Annotated in this window: 18 protein-coding genes; 8 read left to right on the top strand and 10 right to left on the bottom strand. The window is 74.4% G+C overall.

Annotation, left to right across the window (positions count from 1 at the left end):
• Window positions 1-26: 26 nt before the first annotated feature.
• From ACZ7FF_RS31830 to ACZ7FF_RS31785, 10 genes are all read right to left on the bottom strand, one after another.
• Window positions 27-704 (bottom strand): PIG-L deacetylase family protein, encoded by a 678-nt coding sequence (locus ACZ7FF_RS31830; RefSeq protein WP_470816529.1) that lies wholly within the window; start codon window positions 702-704, stop codon window positions 27-29.
• Window positions 701-1,618 carry an NAD-dependent epimerase/dehydratase family protein gene (locus ACZ7FF_RS31825; protein WP_470816528.1) on the bottom strand — a complete coding sequence of 306 codons (918 nt, stop codon included), beginning with the start codon at window positions 1,616-1,618 and terminating at the stop codon, window positions 701-703. The genes ACZ7FF_RS31830 and ACZ7FF_RS31825 overlap by 4 nt, the downstream gene beginning before the upstream one ends.
• Window positions 1,619-1,707: 89 nt before the next feature.
• Complete coding sequence (locus tag ACZ7FF_RS31820) at window positions 1,708-3,039, bottom strand: UDP binding domain-containing protein (protein ID WP_470816526.1); 1,332 nt, start codon at window positions 3,037-3,039, stop codon at window positions 1,708-1,710.
• A gap of 85 nt (window positions 3,040-3,124) precedes the next feature.
• Window positions 3,125-4,384, bottom strand: coding sequence for an ATP phosphoribosyltransferase regulatory subunit (locus tag ACZ7FF_RS31815; RefSeq protein ID WP_470816524.1), 1,260 nt, complete (start codon window positions 4,382-4,384; stop codon window positions 3,125-3,127).
• Between the two features lie 23 nt (window positions 4,385-4,407).
• Window positions 4,408-5,280 carry a hypothetical protein gene (locus tag ACZ7FF_RS31810; protein ID WP_470816523.1) on the bottom strand — a complete coding sequence of 291 codons (873 nt, stop codon included), beginning with the start codon at window positions 5,278-5,280 and terminating at the stop codon, window positions 4,408-4,410.
• Complete coding sequence (locus tag ACZ7FF_RS31805; protein WP_470816522.1) at window positions 5,273-6,028, bottom strand: ABC transporter permease; 756 nt, start codon at window positions 6,026-6,028, stop codon at window positions 5,273-5,275. The genes ACZ7FF_RS31810 and ACZ7FF_RS31805 overlap by 8 nt, the downstream gene beginning before the upstream one ends.
• Window positions 6,028-6,966: an ABC transporter ATP-binding protein gene (locus tag ACZ7FF_RS31800; RefSeq protein WP_470816521.1), complete on the bottom strand. Its 939-nt coding sequence runs from the start codon at window positions 6,964-6,966 to the stop codon at window positions 6,028-6,030. Before ACZ7FF_RS31800 ends, ACZ7FF_RS31805 begins: the two co-directional genes overlap by 1 nt.
• A 3-nt stretch (window positions 6,967-6,969) precedes the next feature.
• Entirely contained in the window at window positions 6,970-8,091 is a 1,122-nt protein-coding gene (locus tag ACZ7FF_RS31795) for a hypothetical protein (RefSeq protein WP_470816519.1), read from the bottom strand.
• On the bottom strand, window positions 8,088-8,972 hold the full coding sequence (locus ACZ7FF_RS31790) for a hypothetical protein (RefSeq protein ID WP_470816516.1): 885 nt from the start codon (window positions 8,970-8,972) through the stop codon (window positions 8,088-8,090). The genes ACZ7FF_RS31795 and ACZ7FF_RS31790 overlap by 4 nt, the downstream gene beginning before the upstream one ends.
• Window positions 8,969-10,198, bottom strand: coding sequence for a M16 family metallopeptidase (locus ACZ7FF_RS31785; RefSeq protein WP_470816515.1), 1,230 nt, complete (start codon window positions 10,196-10,198; stop codon window positions 8,969-8,971). Before ACZ7FF_RS31785 ends, ACZ7FF_RS31790 begins: the two co-directional genes overlap by 4 nt.
• Before the next feature lie 554 nt (window positions 10,199-10,752).
• Here ACZ7FF_RS31785 and ACZ7FF_RS31780 point away from each other — a divergent pair.
• From ACZ7FF_RS31780 to ACZ7FF_RS31745, 8 genes are read left to right on the top strand one after another with little or no spacing between them, the layout of a single operon-like run.
• A complete protein-coding gene (locus ACZ7FF_RS31780) occupies window positions 10,753-11,664 on the top strand; it encodes a nucleoside-diphosphate kinase (protein ID WP_470816514.1) in 912 nt (303 codons plus the stop codon).
• On the top strand, window positions 11,661-13,343 hold the full coding sequence (locus tag ACZ7FF_RS31775) for a class I adenylate-forming enzyme family protein (RefSeq protein WP_470816512.1): 1,683 nt from the start codon (window positions 11,661-11,663) through the stop codon (window positions 13,341-13,343). Before ACZ7FF_RS31780 ends, ACZ7FF_RS31775 begins: the two co-directional genes overlap by 4 nt.
• The gene (locus ACZ7FF_RS31770; protein ID WP_470816510.1) at window positions 13,340-14,257 is read left to right on the top strand and encodes a sugar phosphate isomerase/epimerase family protein; all 918 of its coding nucleotides are present in this window, start codon (window positions 13,340-13,342) and stop codon (window positions 14,255-14,257) included. Before ACZ7FF_RS31775 ends, ACZ7FF_RS31770 begins: the two co-directional genes overlap by 4 nt.
• 9 nt (window positions 14,258-14,266) lie before the next feature.
• Window positions 14,267-15,694, top strand: a complete 1,428-nt coding sequence (locus ACZ7FF_RS31765; RefSeq protein ID WP_470816509.1) for a pentapeptide repeat-containing protein — start codon at window positions 14,267-14,269, stop codon at window positions 15,692-15,694.
• Complete coding sequence (locus ACZ7FF_RS31760) at window positions 15,691-16,893, top strand: DapH/DapD/GlmU-related protein (protein WP_470816507.1); 1,203 nt, start codon at window positions 15,691-15,693, stop codon at window positions 16,891-16,893. Before ACZ7FF_RS31765 ends, ACZ7FF_RS31760 begins: the two co-directional genes overlap by 4 nt.
• Window positions 16,890-17,699, top strand: a complete 810-nt coding sequence (locus ACZ7FF_RS31755; RefSeq protein WP_470816506.1) for a class I SAM-dependent methyltransferase — start codon at window positions 16,890-16,892, stop codon at window positions 17,697-17,699. The genes ACZ7FF_RS31760 and ACZ7FF_RS31755 overlap by 4 nt, the downstream gene beginning before the upstream one ends.
• A complete protein-coding gene (locus ACZ7FF_RS31750) occupies window positions 17,696-18,877 on the top strand; it encodes a pyridoxal phosphate-dependent aminotransferase (RefSeq protein ID WP_470816504.1) in 1,182 nt (393 codons plus the stop codon). The genes ACZ7FF_RS31755 and ACZ7FF_RS31750 overlap by 4 nt, the downstream gene beginning before the upstream one ends.
• Window positions 18,874-19,998, top strand: a complete 1,125-nt coding sequence (locus tag ACZ7FF_RS31745; protein WP_470816503.1) for a DegT/DnrJ/EryC1/StrS family aminotransferase — start codon at window positions 18,874-18,876, stop codon at window positions 19,996-19,998. Before ACZ7FF_RS31750 ends, ACZ7FF_RS31745 begins: the two co-directional genes overlap by 4 nt.
• Window positions 19,999-20,011: the final 13 nt, after the last annotated feature.

The following is a 20,011-nucleotide window of genomic DNA, read 5'->3' as shown; positions in this document are numbered from 1 at the left end:
GCCGCTGCGGGGTCGTCTCCTACGGTTCAGCCGGCGGGGAGCAGCCCTCCGAGTCCGTGGGCACGCTCCACGACGAATCCCTCGGCGCGGTCGGTTCCGCTCAGGCTTCCGTGGAAGCGGTCCGCGGCCTCCACCGCCGCCAGGTCGAGGGGGCGGAAGCCCGGCCGGGCGGCACCGAAGGGTTCAAGGGCGCTCCGCTTGGCCGCGGCGTGGGCGGTGATGTCGACGAACGCCTGAGGGGCGAAGCGGGAGAAGGCGGGGGTGCGCATCTCGCCGGGCCGCATGCCGTAGAGGTCGGCGCGGCAGGTGCGGGTGGCGGCGGCGACCGCCCGGGCGGTGAGGCGGTGGTCGGCGTGGCCGTCGCCGCTCCAGTGGGTGAGCACCGCCCGGGGGGCGACTTCGGCGATCAGCCGGTCCACCGCGGCCACCAGGGCGATCTCGCCGATGTCGGCGACCTGCCGGTTCTCGCCGCCGGTCGGCCAGCGCAGTTCGTAGCCGAGGGTCGCGGCCGCCTGCTCGGTGTGGCGGGTGCGCTGCTCGGCTCCGGCGCCGGACTCCGGCAGCGAGAGGACGGCGGTGACCACCCGGACGCCGTGCGCGCCGAGGTGGGCGATGGTGCCGCCGGCGGCGATCTCCGCGTCGTCGGGGTGGGCGACCACCACCAGTACGGAGGCCGGCCGGTGCCCGGCGCCGTGTGCGGTCACACCTGCCATCCGTAGAAGGCCACGGTCTTGTCGATCTGTTCGGCGGGCAGCCGGGCGTACCACTCCAGGGTCTCGGCCAGGGAGGTGGTGTAGTCGCTCAGCCGCAGGTCGCCGAGGACGTCGCGCAGCTCGGTCATGTCGGCGGTGAGGACGGTGCGGGGCACCTCGCCGGGGCGCATCGGCAGGTGCTGGATGCCGGCGGCGTTGCCGAAGTGCTCGTTGACCGCGGTGGCCACCTCGTTGACGCTGACGCTGATGCCGCTGCCGCAGTCCGGGATCACGTCGGTGCGCTCGGTGCGGGTGAAGCGGATGGTCATGTCGGCGAGGTCGTGGGAGAAGACCATGTCCACGATCTGCTCGCCGTCGCCGTACACCTGGATGGGCAGGCCCCGCATGGCCTGGGCGGCGAAGGCGGGGACGATCTTGCGGATGGGGAGCAGCGACTGGCCGGGGCCGTAGGCGTTGTAGTAGCGCAGGGAGCAGATGCGGCTGGGGGCGGAGTCGTTGGCCATCTGGGCGAAGGACTCCGCCGCCGCCTTGGTGATGGTGTAGGTGTTCAGCCAGACGTTGGGCTTGCCGGGGTAGAAGACCCGGGGCACTCCGCAGGTGCCGGCCGCTTCGAAGACCTTGACCGTGCCGCCTATGTTGACGTCGATGGCCTCCTGCGGGGTCTCCTGGAGTTCGGAGGTGCCGAGCACGCCGGCCAGGTGGTAGACCTCCTCGGCGCCTTGGAAGGTCTTCATCAGCAGTTCGGAGTCGCGCACGTCGCCCTGCACGAAGCGGGCGTCGGGACTGAGGGCCTTGGTGCCGATGGGCACCAGGTCCAGGACCGTGACGTCGTGGCCCTCCTCGATCAGGCGGCAGGCGATGGTGCTGCCGAGGAATCCGCTTCCGCCTGTGACGACGGCTTTCATGGGGGTCTCCTTGGGTGGGTGTGCGAACGGACGGACGGGGGGCGGGCGGACGGGGGCGCGCCGCCCGGGGGTTCAGGGCCGGGGGCGGCTCAGGGCCGGGCGGCGGGGGTGCCCCATTCCGCGTAGGGGACGGCGGTGCCGCGCAGCGCGGCGCCGTAGCCGCCGAGGTTGTCCACCAGCGCCGGCGGGTCCTGGAGTGCGGAGAGGCGGGCGGGCAGGTCGGCGTAGAGGTCGTGCGGGGTGGCGGCGACCAGGGTGGCGAGGCCGCTGAGGTCGTCCGGCCAGTGCAGCGGGCGGGCGCCGGTGAGGGCGGTGATCTCCTCGGGGGTGAAGTAGGGGTCGTGCAGCAGGACGTCGGCGCCGCGGGCGAGCAGGTGCTCGGCGACTCGCGCGGCGGGCGAGCCCTCGACGATCCTGGCGTTGGGCGCGTAGCTGAGGCCGAGGATGCCGATGGGGCCGTCGGCGATCCGGAGGATCGATTCCGCGACGCGGGCCGGGTGGTCGCCGTCCCAGGCCATCGCGGCGGCGACCAGGGGCAGCGGGGTGTCCTCGTCCGGGCCGGCGGTCCCGTCGACGGCGAACCGGGGGCTGAGCGGGATGCAGTAGCCGCCGATGCCGATGGAGGGGTGGAAGGTGGGGACGTTCCACTTGGTGCCGGCCAGCCGCAGCACTTCGGGCACGTCCAGGCCGGGGTAGGCGTCGGCGAGCTGGTTGGTGAGGACCAGGTCCAGGTAGCGGTAGAGGTTCTCCACGGGCTTGGTGAGCCCGGCGTGCCGCCAGTCCGGAGCGGGGTGGACGACCTCGCTGATCGCCCCGTACAGCTCCCGGGCCAGCGGCAGGGATTCCGGTCGGGCGGTGCCCACCACCCGGGGCAGGGTGCGCAGGTTCATGTCGGGCGAGAGCATCCAGTCCCGGCGGGGCGCGGCCACCAGGTGCAGTGACGCGTCGTCGGCGGGGGCCGCGCCGAGCGCGGCGGGCACCAGGTCGTCGAGCCAGCGCAGGCTGACGGTGCTCTCCAGGGCGACGAGGGTCTCGCCGCCGGCGCGGGCCCGGCCGACGGCGGTCAGCACCGTGGTCAGCGGCCCGGTCACCGGCCGGCCGGCACGGTCGGTGTTGACGCAGACCAGGTGCACGCGGGCGGCGACGGCCGCGGTGTCGTCGGGGGACGCGGCGCGCAGCCGTCCGCCGCAGCGGGCGGCGGCGAGGGGGATGACGTCCTCGAAGCCCGGCAGCGGGACCACTCCGGCGTTGATCTCGCGCACCCGGTGCTCGTCGGTGTCGAGCACCGTGCAGGGGAATCCCGCCTCGGCCAGCGCGCACGCGGCGGACAGACCGATGAAGCCCGCCCCCCACACCGTGACGGGTTCCGTCCGGTCCTGCAGCGCCGCGATGAGCGGGCGGGGGGACGTCGAGGGCTGCATCGGCCTACTCCCTTGGGTCGAATCTAATTGACTGAATGATATTGACAGCTTTACAAGGCAGTCAATATCGCAGTCACAAACATTGTCAGCGGTGTTCGGACGCGGTCTGCAGTTCGGGCAGGTCGAGGTTTCTCGTGACCCCGGTGGTGGCCGCGTTCTGCAGGGTGAGCCGCCCCGTTTCGGCCTCCTTCTCCCCCACCAGCGCGAACCAGTGGGTAGGCCGGGCCGGGACCTGGCGGAGCTGGCGGCCCAGCCTGCGGGGCCGCCAGTGCTCCAGCACGTCGTACCCGGCCCCGCGCAGGTGCCGGGCGGCGTCCATGAAGGTGCGCAGGTCGGCGGAGGGCATGCGCATCAGGTGCACGCACTCCGCCTCGGGCACCGGTCCCAGCTCGGCCAGCAGGTTGACCGAGGCGCTGGTGCTCCAGCAACTGCTCAGCCCGATGTCCAGGGTGCGCACCATGTGGTGGTAGCCGCCGCCGTCGCCCAGCGTGCGGCCGTCGCCGGCGCGGGCCAGGAAGCACAACCCCGCCTGGTACTCCGGCGCGTGCTCCCAGTCCAGGCCGAACTCCACTCGGACCCCCAGCTCGTGGGCGATCGTCAGGACGGTCCGCAGGTGGGCCGTCCGCTCCACGGCCGCCGGCTCCGCCGCCGCCACGCGCCGGGGGGCCTCGTCCGGCGGCAGCCCCCGGCAGAGTGCGGAGAGGCGGTCCAGGCGCCGCAGGAACCGTTCGTGGGACGGCGCATCCGGCTGCGCCTCACGCGGCTCCCCGGTGCCGCGGCGGCGGCGGTGGAGCGCGGCGCGGGCCTCGGCCGGGCTCAGGCCCTCGTCGGCGGCGATCGCGTCGAGCACCCCGTAGTCGCAGTACTCCAGCCGGCCCCCGGCGACGGGTCCCAGGATCTGGAAGATCTCGGCCCAGAGCCGCAACAGGGTCAGGTCGGCGGCGAGTTCGTCGGTCTCGTTGCAGATGACCGCGACCGCCTGACTCCAGCCCCGGTGCCGCTTGCGCCGGTAGCGCGCGATGGGCACACAGGCCGCGCCGAGGGCGCTGGCGCCGCCGGTCAGCCGCCCCGACCCGGCCAGGGCCCGCAACACGGCCACCAGGGAGTCCGCGGTCAGGGCGAGCCGCCGGCCGGAGAGGTCCTCGAAGGCGAAGATGCGTCCGGTGGCCGCGGAGCCGAACTGCTCGAAGGTCTCCGCGTACCCGACCGGGGCCACCGTGACGGGCGCGAAGCCGAAGCTGCGCGTCACCGAGCGGAACGTCGCCTCGGCCCACACCCCTTGGGCGGCCTCCTCGCCCACCAGGTCGCTGAACCCGCGGGGCAGGGCCTCGAACGTGTGACTCATGTGTACCTCCCCTGGGAGCGCGCTCAGCGCAGCGACAGTGATCCGGTGCGGACGGTGTGCCGCAGCGCCCTGGTCAGCAGCAGCCAGGCCAGCAGGCCCCAGCCCGCGGCGACGGCGGCCTCGCCGGCCACCGCGCCCAGGTCGAGCGGGCCGCCCGCGGCCAGCGTCCGGGCGGCCGACAGGCCGTGGGTGAGCGGCAGGACCCGGGCCAGCAGGCCGGCGGCCCCGGACCCGGGCACCGCCGTGGTGACCCCGGCGAGCAGCATCAGCACGATGGTGGTGCCGGCGGTCAGATACATCCGGGAGCCGGGCCTGCGGACGCTGACGCTGGTCATGCACAGGGCCAGGCAGTAGCAGGACACGGTGCTGAGGCAGAGCACGGCGAGGATCACCGGCAGCGCCGCCCAGTGCAGCGGCACCCCCAGCAGCGGGGAGACCACGCACAGCGCGATGGTCGATGTCAGCAGGCCGTCCGCCATCCAGTGCAGGCCCCGCGAGGCCAGCACCAGGAAGGTGCTGCCCCGGCTGAGCAACAGGAACTGCAGGGTGCCGGAGACCCGTTCGCCGACGGTGGAGGAGACCACGCCCAGCGCGCCCAGCGGTCCGAGGACCGCGGCGTTGCCGAACGCGAGGTAGGCCTCGGCGGAGGGCGAGCCCACCAGCCGGCCCAGGCCGGCGAAGAACAGCACCTGGCAGATCAGGCGCACGGTCCAGCCGAAGAGCCAGGTCCGCAGGGTGAACATCGCGCGGTAGTCCTGGTAGCTCGCCAGCGCGCCGTAGGCGACCTGGCGTGCGGCGGCGCGCAGCCGCGCGGCCGGTGCCGGACGCCGGGCGGGGACCGGATCCGGGGCGGGGCCGCCGGGAGCGGGGCCGGTTCCGAGAGCGAGGTCAGTCATGGAGAACCACCCGTCCACTGCGTACGAAGGACAGCACCCGGCGTACGGCCCACAGCCCGGCGGCGGCCTGGAGGGCGACCAGGGCGCACAGCACGGCCAGCCGGGCGCCGAGGTCGCTCACCGGGCCGGCGGCGGCGTCGCGCAGCAGCTGCGCTCCCCAGGAGAGGAAGAAGCCGCGGGCGATCCAGCGCAGCGGCTCGGGGAGCGTCGCGACCGGCAGGATCAGCCCGCCCAGCAGGTAGAAGGGGTAGGTCAGGGCGTTCTGCAGGCTGCGGGCGGCGCGGACCAGGATCATCAGGCCGCTCATCAGCAGCGCCGTGGCCGCCACCCCGGTCGTCACCAGCGCCGCGACCAGCAGGGTGAGCCCCGGCCGGTCCACCCGGATCGGCAGTCCGAAGACCCAGCGGCCGACGAGGAACATCTCCCCGAGCACGGGCAGTGCGAGCGAGGTGGTCAGCAGGGTCCGCAGGGCCAGCGCGAGCAGGTAGCGGGAGGGCGTCAGCAGGGAGAGGCTCAGGGTGCCCTGGGCCCGGTCGTCGTCCACCGCCTGCGAGGCCACGAACACCGCGTGGGACCAGGCTCCCATCAGGAAGGCGGTCAGGGCCGTGGTGGTGGCCAGCCCGCCCTGGTGGTGCCCCTTCAGGAAGTGGAAGAAGACCAGCGAGTAGCACGGGATCACCACCAGGGTGGCGAAGAGCTGGGGTGAACGGATCAGCATCTGCGCCTGGGCGCGTACGAAGTGGAGCATCAGACCGCGAACTCCCGGTCGGTGATGACCGTGCGGTACAGCTCGGTGAGTCCCGGCGGGGCCACCGCGATCTCGGTGGCCCCGGCCTCCAGCAGGAGGGCCAGCGCCGCGGACTGGGCCTGCGGGCCGTCGAGCCGGGCGGTGAGGGAGCCCTGCTCGGTGACCTCGGTGCTGCCGGGCAGTTCCGCGATCCGGGCGGCGACCTCGGCACGGACGCCCTCGGCCCGGATCGTGCGCGGTGCGCCGATCCGGGCGAGCAGCTCGCCGGCGGCGCCGATGTGCAGGATGCGGCCGTGGTCGATGAGGGCGATGCGGGTGCAGACGTCCTGGGCCTCGTGCATGTCGTGCGTGGTCAGGACGACCGTGCAGCCCGCGTCCTTCAGTTCGTGCACGAGCTGGCGGAAGCCGGCCCCGGCGTGCGGGTCCATGCCGTTGGTCGGCTCGTCCATGATCAGCAGCGGGGGGCTGCTCAGCAGGGCCCGGGCGAGGTGGACGCGCTGGACCATGCCGCGCGAGAAGAGCTCGACGCGGTCGTCGGCGCGGGCACCGAGCCCGAAGCGCTCCAGCATCTCGTCGGTCCGCTGCCGGGCCTGCTTGCCGCCGAGGCCCTGCAGGGCGCCCCAGTACAACAGGTTCTGACGTGCCGTCAGGCGGCCGTACAGGCCCCGGTCGCCGCCCAGGACCAGGCCGATCAGCCGGCGGACCTCCTTGGGCCGGCGCACGACGTCGTGGCCGCCGATCCGGGCGGTTCCGGAGGTGGGCAGCAGCAGTGTGGTCAGGATGCGGGAGAGGGTGGTCTTGCCGGCGCCGTTCGGGCCGAGCAGACCGAGCACCTCCCCCTCCCCGATGCTGAAGGTCACCCCTTCCAGCGCGGTGACCTCGGCGCCGCGGCGGGGGGTGAACACCCGGCCGAGGTCTTGTACGTCGACGATCGCCACGGCTCAGCTCCCGCTTCCCGCGGGGGCCGCGGCCGTGCGCGGGGCGGGGCGTTCGGGCCACGGGGCGAGCGCGGACAGCGCGGCCTGTGCGGCCTCGTGGTCGGCGGGGTCGACGAGTTCACCGGTGACCAGCAGGAGGTCGGCCACCGGGGTGCGGCGCAGCAGCACCCCGTCGAGGTCGTGGTCCTCCATCGTGTCCCCGGTTCCGCGGCGCAGCGGTTCGGTGAGCTGGAAGCCGTACAGGCGCGGTGCGCCGGCGAGGGGTCCGGCGGCGGCCCGGCGGGCGCGTTCGAGGCGGGCGCTCTCGCGCAGGCCGTCCAGCAGCCGTGCCGGGACGACGGGTGCCAGCGCCGGGTGGCCGGTGGCCTTGAGGCAGAGCTCCTCCAGCTCGGGCGCCAGCGCGTGGTCGGCGGCGACCCGGGCCAGCGTGGCGGGGTCGGGGGCCGCGGGCGAGGTGAGGACGCAGACGAGGTCCAGTACGTCCTTCAGGGTGAAGTCGCGCTGGAAGCGCTCCTCCGCGACCGCCAGCACATCGGCGTGCACCTGCTCGGCGGGCAGTTCGGGCCGCAGCGGGACGCCCTGTTCGGGCAGTCCGCCGTAGGCGAAGGTGGTGACCTCCACCCCGCGGTCGAGGTCGAGCATCGGGTCCTCGCCGAGCCACCACACCGAGACCAGCAGGTCCCGCCGGCCGTCCGCGTCCAGCTGCGTCATCAGGACCTCGACCGCCTCCTGGCGGTCGAGCACCTCGGCCAGCACCCGCCACAGCGTCGCCTCGTCGGGGACGACGACGTCGAGGTCGCCGACCGAGCGCAGCAGGCCCTGCGGGTAGTAGCGGTTCAGGGAGGGGCCCTTGACGGTGCGTGCCCCGGGTACCGCGCGGACCGCCGCGTCCAGTTCCCGGTAGAGCTCGCACCTGCGGGTCATCCGGGCCAGTTCGGCCCGGGATCCCTCGCCCAGGGCCACCCCCTCGCGTTCGGCCAGGGAGAGCACCAGGGTCGAGACGACGGCGCCCTCCTGCCGTGCCCGCCGCAGCAGGTGGCGGGGGGCGAGGTCGCGGTCGACGTCCAGCAGCTCGTACAGCAGGTCGAGGCTGAGGGGGAAGGCGGAACGAGTCGGTGGGTTCACTGGGTCTCTTCCTGGTCCTGGGGTGCGGCCGCGTCCTTCGCGCTCGGGCGGGACGCGTGGCGGTACTGGTGGGTGCGGCGCCAGCCGCGGGCCTCCAGGGCCGCGGCGACGGCTCCGCTGCGGCCCGCTTCGTCGAGGCCGTGGCAGACGTTGCCCAGCAGGGGCAGCCCGAGGTCCTGCGCCAGGAGGGCGGAGGCCCGCACCAGGGCCGTGATCGCGCCGGGGCGCAGGACGGGGTCGTCGATCAGGATGTCGACGAGGTCCACGAAGTCCGTGCCGCTGGGGTCGTCGTGGGCGTCGACGCAGAGCGTGGCGTGGCCGACGGGGTGGTCGCCGCCGTCGGCGTACACGACGAAGGTGCGCCGGCCGGGAGAGTCCAGCAAAGCCTCCACGGCGGCCCGCACCTCCTGCGGCCGGGTGGTCAGGCCGCGGCCCGCGGCACCGGTGACCATGGCCCGGCGCAGCCAGTCGTGGACGGCGCGGTCGTGCTCGCGGGTCTCGTCCGGGGCGATCCTCGGCCCGGGGGAACGCGTGTCCCGCGGGGCGGGTGCGGCGTCGAAGGGCAGGGACAGGTAGCTGAGATGGGGGGTGAGTGCGGGGTGCGGGTCGTCGGCGCCGGGCACCCGGACGACCGCCTCGGTGCACTGCGGGAAGCGGGCGAAGAGGGCTTCGAGGAAGGCCGGCGCCGCGTGGAGCAGGCGCGGGTCGGCGTGCTCCACCAGGCACTGGTCGATTCCGGTGAGCGGCTCGTGGTAGGCGCCGGCCACGTAGACCAGGCCGTCGATGCGGTGGAGCAGGCCCGCCTCGTCGGCGGCGGCCAGGTAGTCGTCACAGGCGGTCAGGGCCGCGGTGGGCGCCGGGGCGGCGGGGTCGGCGGTCACGGGGCTCGGTCCGCCTCGGGCCGGACCACGGCGACCAGTTCGCGCGCCACCGCGGCCGCCGCGGCGGCGACCTCGTCCTCGGTGACCCGTGCGAGGGCCTCGATCTCCTGCTCGGGCAGGGTGACTTCGGCGGCCAGCACCCGGTCGGTGGCCAGCGCGACGGCGGCCTCCTGCTGGGACTCGGCGCGCAGCACGACCTCCACCACGGCCTGCCGGACGGCTGCCGAGAAGGCCTCCTCGCCCGGCCCGTCGGAGGCGATCTCGGCGAGCAGCGTGCGGAAGGAGTCCAGGAGCCGGGGGCCGTTGGCGGGGTCGACGCCGGCCAGCATCCGCCAGGCGCCGGTGTCGCTGTAGCTGCGGGACCAGGACTGGAAGGAGTAGGCGAGCGCCTCGTCGTTGCGGATGCGCGCGTAGAGCAGGGAGGCGGGGCTGGCTCCCATCAGATGGCCGAGCACGGTGTAGGCGTGCCGGCGCGGATCGCCGAGGCGTGGCGCCCGGCTGCCCGCCTGCAGCCAGCAGAACTCCTCGGGCCAGCGCTCCGGGGTGGTGGTGCGGACGGGCGGCGGGTCCTGGAGGGGGCGGGCGCCGAGGGGCGGCGCGGCCGGGAGGGTGCCGAGGTCCGCCTTGTCGAGGGCGGCGAGCAGTTCCTCGACGGGCAGTCCGCCGACGGCGCTCACCGCGACGGGCGCGCCGGACAGGGCCTGGCGGTGGGCGTCGCGCATGGCGTCCACCGTGATGCGGGCGATGCTCTCGGGGTCACCGCCGACCGGGGAGCCGAGCGGGTGGCCGGCGAACAGCCGGGCCAGGAAGGCCTCCTGGACCGCGTCGGCGGGGTCGGAGGCCGCGGCGCCCAGTTCCTGGAGGACGACCTGGCGCTCCCTGTCCAGGTGGGCGGCGGTGAGTTCGGGGCGGAGCAGGGCCGCGCCGATCCAGTCGATGACCTGTGGCGCGTCCTCGTTGAGCACCTGGGCGTAGATCACCAGGAGTTCGGGGCTGGTGAGGGCGTTGGAGTTGCCGCCGAGCCGCTCGATGCGCTCGCTCAGCGAGGGGCCGCCGTCCAACGGGACCGACATGACGAGGTGTTCGAGCATGTGTGTGGCACCGGCGACCCCCTCGGGGTCGTGCCGGGCACCCGATCCGAGGGCCACGCACACGGTGGTGGTGCGGCTGCCGGGGGTGTGGTCCACCAGTACGGGGACGTTCTGCATCAGGAGCTGTTCGGTCACGAGGGGAGGTCTCCGTCGCTGCGCGGTGCGGGCGGGGTGGGGCTGCGGGCGGTCCCGTCCGGGAGGCCGCCGGGAGCACCGCCGGGGACCGGGCCCGCGGACACGGCCGGGAACGCGGCGGCCGGGCTGCCGCCCGAACTGGGTCGGCAGCCCGGCGCTGGTCCTGCTTACTTGCCGGCGCGGACCTTGATCTTGTCGAGACGGGGGCGCAGGCCGACAGCGTGGTTACGGGTCATGATGACTCCTTCATTGTGTGAGTAATCCGCAAGGCATTCGTTCCCTTGCCGACGAAGCGATATGACCATGACCGAGACCATTGAGTCAAGTAGCTCTGTCAATAATCTCGGGAGCGGTCACACAGGCAACGGCACGGGCGGGCGCCGACACCCCAACAGAGCTGCGATACAGCAGCGTTGACCCATCGGGCGCCGCACACAGGGACGCATCCACCCGCCGTACAGGGAACTTGACTGCGTTTATTGACTAACCATGGCATGCCATGTCAATCTCGCGGTGCCAAGCATGCGAACGTAAAGGGGAATCCGTTGGGAAGCATGTCGGAGAGTCAGCACTCCCTGCTCCTGATCAAGCCGGACGGGGTCTCGCGGCGCCTCCAGCCCTTCATCCTCGACACGGTGCGCGACGCCGGGCTGACCGTCCTGTGCCACCACCGGATCCTGCTGGACGAGGACGACATCCGCCGGGCCTTCGCCGACATGCGACGCAGCGAGAACCCGCTGGAGCACCTCACCCTCGACCTCTGGTACGCGCACCGGCCCATGGAGGTGATCGTCGTCCGCGGCGGCGACGACACCATGGAGACGGCCGCCGCCGTCAAGCGCAAGGCACGCGCCGCCTACCGCCTCGGTGTGTGGGCCAACGTGGTCCACACACCGGACCACTGGGAGGAGTTCGCGCTCCAGCTCTCCGTCTTCGGGCAGGACTGCGCGGACTGCCAAGCCCTGCTGGGCGACACCGACTTCGGGCACTACCAGGACGTCCCGCAGGCCTACCCGCCCGGGATCCTGCTGCCCCCGCGGTGGCGCGATCCCGAGGCCCTGAGCACGGTCGTCGAGCCGTTGTGGCGCGACCCGGCCTCCTGCGTCTGGCGCCCCACCTACCCCCGTCTGTACGAGGCGCCGCACCCCGCGGACGGGCCGCGCGACCACGCCGTGTGCGTCACCCGCTCGCCCAACCAGCTCTCCTTCGACAACCTGGTCGCCGCCGTGATGGCCGCCCTGCCCGGCATGGACTTCCCGCAGGCCTTCGAGGTGATCTTCACCTCCCTGCACCACGCCGAGTTCCCGCTGGCCGCCGGCACGCTCGCGGAGTGCGAGGGCTACGCGGCGTCGCTGTGGGACACCGGCCTGCGCACCGTCGTCCGCGCGCTGGACGACGACTTCGTCTATCCCGCCGAGGACGGGCCCGGGCACCGGACCGCGGCCGCCCGGAAGGTTCCGGCATGAGGGCCCCCGCCGCCACCGCGCTCGCGGACACCGCCCCCCGGCGGCTCGACGCGCTCCTCGGGCGCGCCTGCGCCCGCTTCGCGGACCGCGTCGCCCTGGACGACGGCGAGGACGTCCTGGACTACCGCACCCTCGGTGAGCGCGGCCGCGGCATCGCCGCCGCGCTCACGCGGGCCGGACACCGGCGCGGGGAGCCCGTGCTCGTCGCCGTGGACAACCGGTGCGGCGACCTGGTGTGCGAACTCGGCGCCTGGGCCGCCGGGGCGGTCGTGGTCCCGGTGCACCGCGACTCCCCCGCCCTGGTGCTGCGTTCCACCGCCGAACGGGTCGGCGCCCGCCTGCTGCTCGGCGATCCGCGGCACCGCCCCGCGGCGTGGGAGGACGCCACCGGCCCGGCCGGCCATCCCTGGATCGGCGGGATCGTTCCCGACGCAGGGGCCGGTCCCGGTCCCCGCGGCGGCGCCCTGCCGCGGGTGCCGGCCGAACTGGACGCCGACCAGGCGCTGGTGGTCTTCACCTCCGGCTCGACCGGCCGCCCCAAGGGCGTGGTGCTCTCCCACCGCGTCCTGCACACCAAGCTCCGGGCGATCTCCTCGACACTGCCGTTCGAGGAGGGGCACAGCGCCCTGCACCTGCTGCACCTCAACTTCAGTTTCGGGCAGTGGACCTCCCTGCTCACCCTGGCCACCGGCGGGACCCTGCTGCTCACCCCGCGCTTCCGGGCCCGCGAGGTACTGGAGCGCCTCGCCGAACGGCCCGTCGAGCGGACCGCCGTCGTGCCCAGCATGCTGCGGCTGATCCGCCGCGAACTGGACGGGTCCCCGGACGCGGCCGCCCTGCTGCGGCGGCTTGCCGAGGTGGGCTCCCCCGGCACGTGGATCTGCGGCGGCGAACCCCTGCCCGCCGGACTGGGCCGCGGGATCAGGGCGCTGCTGCCGCACGCCGGGATCGCCGACGTCTTCGGGCTGAGCGAGAGCGCCACCTCCGACTTCATCCTCACGCCCGACCGCTACGACGACGAGGCCGGCACCATCGGGCGCCCCTCCCCCGGCGTGGAGTACCGCATCGTGCCGCCGGGCGGCGCCGCCGGCACCGGCCCGGACGCCGCGAGCGCCGCCGGCCCGGACAACGGTGCGGGCGTGACGGCAGCGGGCACCGGCGTGGCCGGTGAACTCTGGCTCCGCACGGACCATCTGATGACCGGGTACCTCGACGATGTGGCCGCCACCGCCGCCACCATGGCCGGGCCCTGGCTGCGCACCGGCGACCTCGCCCGGCACCGGCCCCAGGACGGCCTGGTGGAACTCGTCGGCCGCGCCAAGCAGCTCATCGTGCGCGGCGGCGCCAAGATCTCCCCGCTGGAGGTGGAGGAGGCCTACGCCGACCACCCCGACTGCGCCGCCGGCGTGGCCGTCGGAGTCCCCGACGCCCTGCTGGGCGAACGGCTGCACCTGCTGTTCGTGCCCCGCGCGGGCCGCACGCCCACCGAGGAGGAGCTGCGGGCCCACGGGCTGCGCCGGCTGGAGGCCCACAAGGTGCCCGAGCGGGTGCACCTCATCGACGAACCGCCGCTGGGGCGCACCGGCAAGACCGACCGGGCCGCGGCCGCGCGCATCGCCGCGGCATGTGCCGCCGCGGCGACCCCGGCCCCCGATGCCGCCCCGCGGGGTGCGGCATGACCCTGCTGGGCGTCTCCACCGGGGTGCTGGCCGACCGTACCGATCTGGCGGGGCTGCTCGCGTACGAGCCCGATGTCGTCGAGTTCTACAACTACCCCCGGTCGATGCTCGGCGCGATCGGCCGGTTCTGCGACCGCCACGGCATCCGGCCCGCGCTGCACACGCCCGTCCCCTACGACGAGCCGCGCCCGCTGCGCCGGTTCGCCCCGACCGGTCCGGACCCGGACGAGGCGGCGGCGGCGCTGCGCATGACCGGGGCCACGGTCCGCTGCGCGGCCGACCTCGGCGCGCTCCACGTGGTGGTGCACTTCCCGAGCCCCTATCCGCCCTACCCGGCCGCGGGGTTCGACAGCTGGTGCCGTGACTTCCTGGACGCCGTCTGCGGGCTGGCCCGCGAGCACGGGGTCCTCGTCCTGGTGGAGAACCTCTCCGCGCACCCGCTGCTGCACACGGCGGCGGACTACCGCGACGCCCTCGCCGGCCGCCCGGAGCTGGGGCTCTGCCTGGACCTCGGCCACGCCCACCTGCTCGGCCCCCGGCAGGGTCCGCTCGCCTACGCCAGGGCCCTGGGCGCCGCGGTGCGCAGCATGCACCTGTACAACACCACCGTCGCGCGGTATCCCGAGCACGGCCACGAACCCGCCCACGCCGGGCAGTCGGCCGCCGAGGGCTACCTGCCGATCGCCGAGGTGCTGCCCGCGCTGCTCGCCCTCACCGGCGCCCCCGCCGTCGTCCTGGAGCACCGGCCCCTGGCAGCCGGTGACCCGGGGCCCGGGGAGATCGGCCGGTGGATCCGGTCGGTGATCGGCCGCCGCCGGCCGGGCCCCCCGGAGGAGGACGGCCCTCCCCCGCGCGCGCCGGACGGTCCCGCCCGCCTCGCGCCCACCGGACCTCCCTGTCCCGCCCAACCCTGAGGAACCCCGATGCCCGACACCCCTTCGCTGGAACTGCTGCGGCGTCTGGCCGCCGCCGACGACGACCTGCGCCCCGCGCTCCTCAAACACGTCTCCGAGGCCACCCAGCGCCTGATCGACCGCACCGGCCGCGGCATGGACCTCACCGAGGCCGACCTGAGCGGTCTCGACCTGCGCGGGGCCGATCTGCGCCGTGCCACCCTCAACCGGGCTCTGCTGCACAGCACCCGCCTGCAGGAGGCGGACCTCTCCGAGGTCACCATGGTGTGTCCCGGTATGGAGCGCACCAACCTCGCCGGGGCCAGCCTGCGCTCCGCCTACGTCCACGCCCTCGCCGCGCAGACCTGCGTGTTCGACGGCGCCGACCTGACCGGGCTGCGGGACGCCACCGGCACCCTCTTCCACGGGTGCAGCATGCGCGGCACCCACCTGGACGACGGGCACCTGTCCGGCTCCTCGTTCTACCAGTGCGACCTGTCCGACGCCTCGATGCGCAACATGAACCTCCAGGGCGCGCTGATCAGCGAGTGCCTGCTGGACTCCGCCGCGCTGGACGGCTCCTGCGTCGACCAGCTCTCGATCACCAAGTCCAGCCTGCGCGAGGCCTCGCTGCGTTCGGTGGCCGGCCACGGTCTGGCCCTGCAGCGGCTCACGGCCGCCGACGGCCTGGTGCTCGCCGACGCGGGAGTGCCCCAGCTCCGGCTCACCGGCATCCAGGCGCACGGCTGGAGCGCGGCCGGGCTCACGGCACCCGACGGCGACTTCACCGACCTCGCCGTCACCGCCGCCGACCTCAGCGGCGCCCAGCTCACCGGGGCCCGCTGGGTGCGCTGCACCCTGCCGCAGGTCCGCCTCGGCGGGGCGTCGCTGAACAACGGCAGCATCGTGGAGAGCAGCCTGCGCGGGGCGGTCCTGACCGCCGCCCGCGGCGAGAACCTCCACATCGTGGAGAGCGACCTGTCCGACGCCGAGATGAGCACCTTCCTGGGCCGCTGCCTCACCGTGCGCGACTCCAGCCTCGCCGGGGCCAACCTGCGCCATGCCAACCTCTACCGGGCGATGATCACGGGTGATCCGCCGCGCGGCATGAGCCTGCGCCGCGCCGTCCTGGACGGTGCCACCCTCGTGCAGGCCTATGTCGCCGCGGACCTGCGCGAGGCCGGCCTGGTCGGCGCGAACTGCGCCTACAGCCGGTTCAGCCAGTCCGACCTGTCCGGTGCCCGGCTCGACGGTGCCGGGATGTACCAGTCCACCTGGGTGAAGACCGTGGTGACCGGCGCCAGTCTGACGGGTGTCAAGGCACCGGTGTTCACCGACCGCTGCCCGGGGCTGGCCGAGGCGCTGGAGCGCGACGGCGGGCCGGCCGCGCGCGAGTTCGCCGCCTTCGTCGCCAGCCTGGGCGCCGCGCTGGCGAAGGGCCGCAAGGGTTCGACGTGACCATCGACCAGAGCCCCGACGACGGATCGGCCGGCCGGCGCCGGCTGATCGAGGCCGGAGTGACGCTGGGGCCGGGCGTGCGCGCCTGGCTCGGCGCCAATGTCCTCATCGGCCGTGACGTGACCATCGGCGCCGGCACGGTCCTGGCCGCGGACACGCTCACACTGGGCGACGGCGTCACCATCGGGGAGAACTGCGACCTGCGCGCCGGGACCCTCTTCCTGGGGGACGCCGGCGAGTTGCAGGACTCGGTCACCGTGCTGGTCGCCGACGCCTTCGAGATCGAGGGCGGCGGGCGCATCGAGTCCGGGACCCGCATCACCTGCCGGTCCTTCCAGGCCGACCGGCTGCTCTACCTCGGCCAGGGCACCAGTGTCGGCTACGGCGGCACCACCGCCTCCACCTCGCACGTCGTCCTCGGCTCCCGGGTGGCGATCGGGCCGCACAGCATCCTCAACGCCAACCACCCCATCATCCTGGGCGACCAGGTCGGTTCCGGCTCGCACCTCACCGTGTGGACCCACGGATTCCACTTCGGTCACCGGCTCCTGGACGGCTACCCCGCGACCTTCGCGCCCGTGCGCATCGAGCGGAACGTGTGGCTCGCCTACCACGCCACGGTGCTCCCCGGGGTGACCATCGGCGCCGACACCATCGTCGCCTCCGGCAGCGTGGTCAGCCGCAGCCTGCCCGCCGGGGTGCTGGCGGGCGGTGTGCCCGCCGCCGTCAAGCGCACCCTGGATCCCCGGCCCCCGCAGGGCGCCGACGCCCACCGGTGCGTCGACGCGCTGCTCGACGACTGGATCGCCGAGCTCCAGTGGAAGGGCCTGACCGCCGAGCGCACCGCCGACGGCGGGATCGACGTCGCTGACGGCCACCGTGTGCTGCTGGTCACCGAGGACACCTGTCTCGACACGGTCAACGCCCACGCGGCCGACCGGCGGGGCTTCCATCTGCTCGCCGTGGAGGACCGTCCCGACCTGCGCCCCTGGACCGGCCGCAGCCGTGCCCTGTTCGAACTGCGCTCCGGGCGGCTGACCGGCGGCCTCGACGAGATCGGCCACGACCTGCGGGACTTCCTGCGCCGCAACGCCCTGCCCTGCGGCGACCAACTGCCCTTCCGCAGCCTGCCCGTCGAGGGATTCGCCCGGCTGGCCGCGCTCACCCGTAAGCCCACGACCACCGGGAACGGCCGATGACCACCACACCCCGACCCGCGCGGCACACGGACCTGCCCGGGCCCGCCGGCGGCCCGCGCAACCTGGACCTGCGCTACGCCGAGCGCCCCGTGGACAAGGACCACCCGCACTACTTCCCCTTCGTCGTCGACCACGCCGCGTCCTGGCTGGAGGACAACCCCGGCACAGCGGTGTGCGAAGTGGGCTGCGCGGCCGGAGCCTTCGCCCACTACCTCCTCGAACGTCACCCCGGAACCGACCTGACCTGTGTGGACATCCAGCCCGCCCTGGTCGAGCAGGCCCGGCTGCGGGTACCCGGCGCCCGCTTCGTGACCGGCGACGTACTGCGGCCCGACACCCTGCCCGCCGGACCGTTCACCACCGTCTTCATGGTGGCCCTGCACAGCCACTTCGACGACCCCCGGCAGTGGATCGACGCGCTGACGCGCCTGACCGCGCCCGGCGGACGCGCCTACGTCTTCGGCCTGTTCAACCCCGAGCCGGTGGACGTCGTCGTCCGGCTGCGCCACCCGGACGGTGACCCCGAGTGGCTGCCCGGCTGGAACCAGTTCTCCGTGCGGACGGTCGGCCGGCTGCTGGAGGAGGCCGGACTGCGGCACGTCTTGCACCGCTACCTGCCCGCCGCGGCCCGCGCACGACGGCCCGGGGACCCGCTGCGCTCGCACACCGTGCCCGACCCCGAGGCCGGCGCCGGAGCGGACCCGGCGCTGGTGTTCCTCAACGGCAGCCAGATGCTGCACCGTTTCGCGCTGCTGGAGATCCACCGGCCGGCGTCCGCGGCGGCCGGCAGCGGCGGCCGGCCGTGACCGGCCCGCGGCACCGGCCGCCCGGCGGTCCGCGGCGCGGCCGCCTCGCCGCCCACGGGCACAACGTCTTCGCCGAGATGTCGGCCCTGGCCGCGGAGCACGACGCCGTCAACCTCGGCCAGGGCTTCCCCGACACCGCGGGTCCCGACGCCGTCGTCGAATCCGCCGTGCGGGCCCTGCGCGCCGGCCACCACCAGTACCCGCCGGTCCCCGGCCTGCCCGGCCTGCGCCGCGCCGTCGCCGACCACCAACGGCGCTTCTACGGACTGGACATCGATCCCGGCCGGGAGGTCGTCGTCACCACCGGCGCCTCCGAGGCCCTGGCCGCGGCGCTGCTCGCGCTGACCTCGCCCGGTGACGAGATCGTGGCCCTGGAGCCCTTCTACGACTCCTACTCCGCCTGTGCCTCCCTGGCCGGGGCCACCCTGGTGCCGGTGCGACTGCACGCACCGGACTTCACCTTCGACACCCGGGACCTGGCCGCGGCGATCACCGGGCGCACGCGGGTCCTGCTGCTCAACACGCCCCACAACCCGACCGGCGCGGTCCTGTCCGCCGAGCAGCTGCACGAGGTGGCCGCGCTGGCCCGCGCCCACGATCTGCTGGTGATCTCCGACGAGGTCTACGAGCACCTGGTCTTCGAGGGGGTCCACCAGCCCGTCGCGGCGCTGCCCGGCATGTTCGAGCGGACCCTCACCGTGTCCTCGGCCGGCAAGTCCTTCTCCTTCACGGGCTGGAAGGTCGGCTGGGCGACCGGCCCCGCCGACCTGGTCACCGCCGTCCGCGAGGTCAAGCAGCACCTCTCCTTCGCGGGCGGCACCCCCTTCCAGCACGCCGTGGCCGACGCCCTGCGCCTGCCCGGGGAGTACTTCGCCACCGCCACGGACAGTCTGCGGCGGCGCCGGGATCTGATGACCGACGGGCTGCGCGCCCTCGGTTTCGACGTCCGGCCGCCGCGGGGCACGTACTTCGTCACCGCCGACATCACGCCCCTGGGCGAGCGGGACGGGCTGGAGTTCTGCCGCGCGCTGCCCCTGCGCTGCGGTGTCGCCGCCATCCCCCACCAGGTCTTCTACACCGACCCGGACGCCGGGCGCCGCCATGTCCGCTTCGCCTTCTGCAAGCGCGAGCGCGTGCTGCGCCAGGCACTGGACAGGCTGAAGGAGGGGTTGGGGTGATCCCGCCGCAGGCGATCCCGCCGCAGGCCGGGCCCCGGCACCCGGCCGGCGCAGCGCAGACCGGGCCCGTGGTCCCGCACAACGGGCCGCTGGTCACCGAGGACGACATCGCCGCCGTGACCGAGTCGCTGCGCTCGGGATGGCTCGCCTCCGGCCCCCGGACCGCCGCCCTGGAGGAGGCGTTCGCCGAGCGCTTCCGCCCCCGCCACGCCTGCGCCGTCTCCTCGGGCACCGCGGGGCTGAGGCTGGCGCTGCACGGCGCCGGGCTGGACGGCACCGGCGCCACCGTCGCCGTCCCCACCTACGGCTGCTCGGCCCTGCTCGACGCCGTGCTGGCCGCCGGCTGCACGCCGGTGGTCGTGGACGTCACCGAGCGGACGCTCACCCTCGATCCCGCACGGCTCGACCCGGCGGGCCGGCTCGACGCCGTCATCGCCGTGCACACCCACGGCCACCCCGCGGACCTGGACGCCCTGCGCCCCCTGGCCGCGCTGCTGGTGGAGGACTGCTGCCAGAGCCTGGGCGGCCTGGACCGGCGGGGGCGCCCCCTCGGGGGCATCGGGGACGCGGCGGTGTTCTCCTTCTACGCCACCAAGACGCTCGCCGCGGGCGAGGGCGGGATGCTGCTGCAGGCCGACCGCGCGGCCTGGGAGCGCGTCCGCGTCCACCAGGACCCGGCGGCCCGCGAGGTCTACACCCCGCGGTTCAACCACCGCCTCTCCGACCCGGCCGCCGCCCTGGCGCTCAGTCAGTTCCGGCGCCTGGACCGCATCACCGCGCACCGGCGCGCCCTGGCCGCCCGCTACACCGCCGCCCTGCCGCCGCACGTCGCACCCCCGCCCGGCCTGGCTCCCGGCCAGGTGCCCTACCGCTACTGCCTGCGGGCCGCCGGCCGCGGCCAGCAGCAGCGGTGGATCGGCCACCTGCGCGCCGCGGGCGTCCGCGCCGACCCTCTGATCCCCGCCCGGCACCTGCTGCACCGGCAACTGGGCCTGGAGCCGGGGGACTACCCGGTCGCCGAACGCGTCGTGGACAGCACCGTCTCGGTGCCGCTGTTCGCCGCGCTGACCGAAGAACAGGCTCACCGGGTGGCACAGGCCCTGACCGGCCTGCCGGACTGAACGAGGAGGAACC

Source organism: Streptomyces sp. NPDC037126, from assembly GCF_055605965.1.
Note: the sequence above shows the minus strand (reverse complement) of the source record. Positions and strands in the feature narration are given on the sequence as shown.